The 6087-nt window shown below is 53.9% G+C and carries 4 protein-coding genes and 1 pseudogene; 1 reads left to right on the top strand and 4 read right to left on the bottom strand.

Annotated features, from left to right (window positions below):
* The 3 genes from ABX962_RS27490 to ABX962_RS27480 all read right to left on the bottom strand — a co-directional run.
* Positions 1-1269, bottom strand: a 1269-nt coding sequence (locus tag ABX962_RS27490) for a hypothetical protein (RefSeq protein ID WP_372724223.1), incomplete at its 3' end; no start/stop codon positions are given.
* Positions 1270-1732: 463 nt separating this feature from the next.
* A complete protein-coding gene (locus ABX962_RS27485; RefSeq protein ID WP_372724221.1) occupies positions 1733-2542 on the bottom strand; it encodes a hypothetical protein in 810 nt (269 codons plus the stop codon).
* Positions 2543-2741: 199 nt separating this feature from the next.
* Positions 2742-3785: a tyrosine-type recombinase/integrase gene (locus ABX962_RS27480; RefSeq protein WP_372724219.1), complete on the bottom strand. Its 1044-nt coding sequence runs from the start codon at positions 3783-3785 to the stop codon at positions 2742-2744.
* Positions 3786-4524: 739 nt separating this feature from the next.
* Here ABX962_RS27480 and ABX962_RS27475 point away from each other — a divergent pair.
* Entirely contained in the window at positions 4525-5790 is a 1266-nt protein-coding gene (locus ABX962_RS27475; RefSeq protein WP_372724217.1) for an endonuclease NucS domain-containing protein, read from the top strand.
* Positions 5791-5835: 45 nt separating this feature from the next.
* Here the strand turns inward: ABX962_RS27475 and ABX962_RS27470 are convergent.
* Positions 5836-6087, bottom strand: a pseudogene (locus tag ABX962_RS27470) (integrase core domain-containing protein); the annotation flags it as partial.

Below are 6087 nucleotides of genomic sequence, written 5' to 3'. Positions count from 1 at the left end.
TTGAGGATCATCGAGCCAACGCCGGTAGGCCGCCACAATCAAATCAATGAACTCGTAGTCACAAGCTCGCAACACACGCACAAAACATCGATCCACGGACACGACGACCCGCTCGGGAACGGAGTCGAGTGTTGAGAGGGCATACACGCCGGCGAAAACCAGGTGCTTTTGATGGCCTTCCAACATCATCGCGGCGGTCTCGACCGTTGCTTCATCCAACTTGCCCAGTCCCGCGAGGACACACATGGCCTTGGCGCGGACCTCGTCGTCACGATGGTCGGTTAGCGTGCGTAGTTCACCGAAAATCGATTCACTGGCAACCGCTTCGTGCTTTGAAACCATTCGTTCGGTTGCCGCGATCGCATTGAGCATTATCGCCCGGCTGGTTGCAGACAACTTTTCCAACAGCAGTGATTCTTGCGGGGCATCCAGCTTGCCGTCGGACTCCAAATGCCGAATCGCGATCACTTGATTCGATGCGGACGCACTTGCTGCCAATTTCCACCATTCGCTTTGCGACTGCGTCAACAAAGTTCGCTTCGCACGCGGTTGAAAAAAGGAGTCATTGGTTTTCAACAAGAACTTGAGCGATTTCCGCATTGGGCTTTTGACGTCACTGGGCAGATCGCTTGACCACTCGGGCGTCGCATCGTCGCGAGCCCAGGCCGCGATCGCATTGGCATACGCGAGTGATTGGCAATCAAGGAACGGTCGCGGGATAAGCTCCCACTGCGTCGAATCCCAGCAAGTCGGTTGCTTTGCGACGAGGCCAATGCGATTGCGGATCATACCAAGCCCCATCCCGACAACGGCGAGGTCGACCCGTTCGGGCAGGTGTTCCGAATCGAGGTTGTTTTGAGAAAGCAGGTCGCAGACAACTCCATTGACCAGGGTGGCGAGCGCCATTGGTGGATCGCTGTCAATCTGTATATCAAGGGTGATCGTTCGCTCGGCTGCATCGTATCGGCCCGGCAGCCCGCTGGGGCCATCGCAAGAACCACCACCGCATCCACCGCCGCAAGAGCTCTGGGTAAGCTGTGGAAAAACGCGAACCTGAATCCCGCTGACATCGTGGTCAAGGTGTTTACCTAGGAACTGAATCAGCTGTTGCGGGTCTCGCTCGGATTCGTACAGCCCGAACAACGACGTTCGACTTAGCACAGGAAGCGTGAAACGCTCGAAGCCAACGCGTTCGGCGATCTGTTGCAAGCAAAATTCAATCCGCGACTTTTCGGCGTCGGACAGGTTAGCTTTCGGCTTAAAAAACACGATGGACGACCTCAAAGTGGTGCGATTTTCCACGGAACAGAGTCAGTACGATGACCGCGTGGGAGGATACAGGAACCCAATTCGCAAAGCAGCGCCAATTTCAAGCGCATCCGCGTCTGGCGAACCGATGCCTCGTCATTGATTTCCCCATCCACCCAAACCACAGCCACCCAAACCACAGCCAGCCGGATGATACGAGCGGCGGAGTGTCTAACCTGAGTCTAAGCCGGTCACAAGCCGAGACGACGTGTCCCGATCGTCTCGATTAGTAAATGCATCCTGTGCCCTCGACCGGTAGACGGAAAACCAAATCACCGGCGTCGGCCACCGGAGTACCGAAACGCGATCACAGTTCACCCCCGAAAACGTCGAATCTTGGGTGATCCATATAGAAAGTCGCCTATTGACCATCCACGCCTTCGCTCCGTTCAAAACGAATCTGATTAGCTGACATGGTGCTGGGCTAATGGACGACCGTACCATTTGCGATAACGTCGTCTAGAATCAGATTTGCAGAATTGCTGCTGTCTGCTACGGCGAAATTCGTTGGCTTGCTTCCTGCATCATTTGTACTCGTCCCCAGATGAAAAACTTTTTGGTCGATCCTGAGATTTCGATCGTGCATATCGCGTGGTGAGACTTCGATGAGGCGGAAATCCCCAAACTCCTTAGCCGCCAAGGATGCAACGTTCGATATGGCCTGCACGCCGAAATTGACGCTGCCCCGTGTGGTCACAAGCCGAACTTCAACGTCTCTAGCCAGAGACCGCAGGTAGAGCGGAAAGAAGTCAGGATCGAGGTATCTGTCAAAGTAGTGGACGCGAGTGCGCGCCGCGTTTATTGCGTCCGCAATCTTGAGATAGGTTGAAAACGGCGTGCCAGCGGCAAGTAGCTGCGATTCCCATTCAATAGGAATCTTGTCGATGGCATCGATGATGTCCTTCTCACACTTCAGGACATATCGTTGGAGACTCTCCTGTCGGTTTTGGTCGTTATCTGGGAAATGCTTGGCAAGATGTCCTGTCTGTCGAACTATCCCTTTCGCGATCCCGATGATGTCGTTGACTTCGATGTTGAATGCATAGTCACCAAATCGCGCGAACTGTTGGGACTCTTTAACCCAAGCTTGTAGGTCCGGATACAACTTCGCTTCAAGAAGCCGGTAATCTGGCCCGGTAGCTGGCGCGGACCTAAACGCAAGATCCTTGATTGGCGCGATGAGCATTCCAAAGTGAAGGATTAAGGAAGTTCTTTCAGCTGCCTTGACTGACATGAGTGCCCCGTGGTCGGAAAACGGTTGACGTATTGATCGCGATCGTCCTGCTCTGTTCGGTAGTGTATTATTTGTACGGTAGGTGGAGAATGTCCCAGACATCCCTAAAATTCTGCGAAGCAAATCTTCTACAGACCAATACTGACATCGTGTGCCGCTTGAGCCCCCAAAACTATCTCCGGATTCATCGACCGGTAGATCATCCGCCCGCGAACTTCCGCCGGCAGCATGGGCATTCACCCTCAATTCCCTGTGGTAGAGCCATGAAAGCGGAAGGCTGAGGGATCGTCATAATTGCTTTAAATGCCAATGGATCTCGATGAGCGTAGTGCCGGTAGGTGACGCCGCTGACAGAGTGACCGAGGATTTCGATGGAAGACTCGGGCATGTGTTCGTCATAGTACGTCGCGCAGGTCTTGCGGAGGTCCTTCAGCAGCCAGTCTTTGGCAACGCCGGTTTCAATGTCGACTTTATCGCGAATCCCGGCGAGGGCGATCAACCGTTTGAAGACCGCGTTGGGCCTCGCAGTTCCACCCACGAAGACCGGTTCCTCTGGTACGAGCGTCGGAGGTTCAAGCCGACGCAAATGTGCGTGAACCGCTCGATTCATCGGCCGATAGAACGATTTGTTCGTTTTAACTCGTCGATAGAATAGCCATCCATAGCGAGATCGAAGCTTAGATTGTCGATCGGGCGATTCATGGCTCCAGAAAACGTGCCGCCATAAGAGCGGTTCGTGAGTTGTTTTGGTCTTCCAGATAGTACCCGTGTCCAGGCCATAGTTAAAGAAAAGAACGATTGCGGATCGCCAGTACTGGCCAAAAGAGTGCGGTTGCTTCCACGCGCGTGGTCGGCGCATCTGGTACGTGGCAAAGTAGAGTGCGTTCAGTTCCGCCTTGCTCAGATACTGACGACCAGCGACATCGCGTTGCGGACGCGGCTTTGGGAATCGCGGAAGCGATTCAATGATGTCGTTTTCCCATGCCCATGCGGCGACAGCGCGGACATGATCACGTGCCTTGTTCGATGTCCGCTCCGGATTCTCACCTCCTTGTTCAATCGCATCGTCATAAACCCAATCCAGGAAATCCCGAATGCTTGATCGGGATAGCTGTTCCAGAGGAATCTCTTGCCCCCAACTGATCCACTTTCTCACGGTGGCTTTGTATTCGTCGCTTGTGCCTTTCGAGTGCTTTTTGGCTTTGCAATAGCGTTGGACAGCGGATAGAAACTTTGTCGACATCTGGAGAATCTCCTGCGTTGCCGTCGACTACCTCCAGTAGGCTCCACTCGACGTGCTACGGGGCTGAATGCTCCTTGCTCGACTTCCGAATCTGGGAATGGAAATGTGACTTTCCAGGATAGTTCGAGCAAACGCGACGGATCCCGGTCGATGAAACCGGAGCATGCAGATAGTTGTTTAGGACGGTTCGACATGAGCGACTTCGACGCGGGTTCGGATCTGGCGACGAGCCGCTCTTAGCACGCCACCGTTTTGATGCTCGACTGATCGGCTCTCGGTTGCATAAAACCGCACTCAGTTGATTTGGCAACCTGACGTTCGTGGCTTCGGGCTTTTCGACCGACGATTCGAAGCACCAGTTGCTTGCACTCGTAGGAGTGATGACCGAAGCGGTTTGAAACATGTGCCGCGTCCCGAGGTCGCACGCTCTCGTCGCGCCGTCAACCAGACGACACCAGACATGGTAGCGTCTCAGCCGCGAAGGCTTAGATCTACTTCGGCCGTGGGCCATCATCCGCATCTCATGCGGCATCCCCGTCAGGAGCTTATCGAACGTCTCACCCCTAACGTTGCGGAAGGGCCTGTTACCATGTGACGTTCAACTGCGCACCTACAGGTTTTCCATGCTTCCCGTTCAGTCTGTCGCGGTTGGTGATCCGAGATCTCTTCCGCCACGAACGCGACGCTACCATAATATGCCGCATGCGCAAACTCCTGCACTCAGTCAGAGGATACGAACATGCCGTACGAAAACGAGGCAGCACTTCGTGATCAGATTGCCAACAATCTCACTGATCTAGAAGATGGCCTGAACTTGATCGACACCGAATACCCTCTTCAATCACGTGACGGAGCGGGCGGAAGAATCGACATTCTCGCCCGAGACCGTTCCGGGCAGACCGTGATAATTGAGCTAAAGCGGAGTAACGCAACAGCTCGCCAAGCTCTACACGAGCTAAGTAAGTACATTACGTTAATGCAGGAGCAAGAAGGCCTTGCGCGCGGCGAGTTGCGATGCCTGCTATTGTCTACCGATTGGCACGAACTGCTCGTTCCTTATTCTTACTTCCGTGACGTAGCCGACGTTGATGTCGAGGGGAAGCGTCTGATCGTTGGACAGGACGACAAACTCAATTATGAGGATGTCGCACCGCTTGACGTCCGAGATCTCCCAACGTTCTCACCAGAATTCGACCTCTTTGTCTACGATGCCGCGACGGAGTGTGAAAAACACGTTGCATTGATGGACGAGCGAGCCAAGCAGTTGCCATTCTTGGCTGCAGCGGTCGTGCTTCTAAAGCCCAAAGAGGACAGTGCGTTAGAGTCATCGTTGCGCCGCAGCATCGTGTGTCTTTGGCGCATCCATGATTGCCATCATGCATCTGTCGAGACGATCTGCGGGTTCAAGATCGGCCACCTCTATCCTTATGCGTTTCCGGGCTGGGAATTGGAGTGTGACGTGCTGTTTTGGCTTGCTTCGGAGGATACTCAGTTAGGCTTCCCTGGAACTGCCGAACAACAAAGAGGCACGGCTGAGAAGGTGGACAACTTGCTAGAACATTGGGAGCCATACAACCTGGTTCACCTCGGTCGGTTGCCAAACGGGCGTACCCTGAACGACGCGGAGCGTGTCGTTCAGCTCCTACGAGGACAACGTTCTCGTCTCCCGTTGGGCCGGCGAAGTCCCAGGTCTCTCAACGACACGGTTGTTTCCACTCAGGCGAAGTCCTGGACTGCGGCAACGACTGTCTTCTTGGAGTTCATTCAAGACGTTCCCGTGTGGCACGAGGCAGCTCGCAGCTTCATCACATCGTTCACCGACACAAGTGAGGCAGTGCAGCTGTCTATTCAAGCTTCTAAACATAAGCACGTCTTCTACGCGATTTACCAGGCAAGAGAGCATGCCAAGGCGGCACTCTCGTGGTTCAAGCTTGTTGCTCGAAACGTCCAGGGAGATTTTGTCGACGGATTAGTTGGCGACTTGGAATTGCCCACGAAAAGTTGACAGTGGACCGGTCTTAACGGGAAAGTAAATGGTGCGTCCTGTGGATCAGGATTCACCGACGAGTAACGGTTTTTTGACGGCTTGCTCGAAGTCGATGGGACTCTGATAGCCAAGTGAGGAGTGCAAGCGAAGAGGGTTATAAAAACATTAGATGTTATCGGACACGCCGCGTGTGGCCTGTTCGTGTGTGTCGTAGATTTGTTGGGCCTCTTCTGTCTTGTAGCTTTTGAAGAACGATTCCATCGGAGCATTGTCGTAACAGTTGCCACGACGACTCATGCTCTGAATAAGTCCATG

Source organism: Novipirellula sp., assembly GCF_041583735.1.
Taxonomy (GTDB): Bacteria; Planctomycetota; Planctomycetia; order Pirellulales; family Pirellulaceae; genus Novipirellula.
The sequence above is the reverse complement of the archived record's forward strand: the minus strand, read 5'-3'. Positions and strand labels throughout refer to the sequence as shown.

Excerpts from the sequence above, each read along its gene's own strand:
- ABX962_RS27475 (WP_372724217.1), top strand. The coding sequence starts at position 4,525 with ATGCCGTACGAAAACGAGGCAGCACTTCGTGATCAGATTGCCAACAAT.
- ABX962_RS27485 (WP_372724221.1), bottom strand. The coding sequence starts at position 2,542 with ATGTCAGTCAAGGCAGCTGAAAGAACTTCCTTAATCCTTCACTTTGGA.
- ABX962_RS27480 (WP_372724219.1), bottom strand. The coding sequence starts at position 3,785 with ATGTCGACAAAGTTTCTATCCGCTGTCCAACGCTATTGCAAAGCCAAA.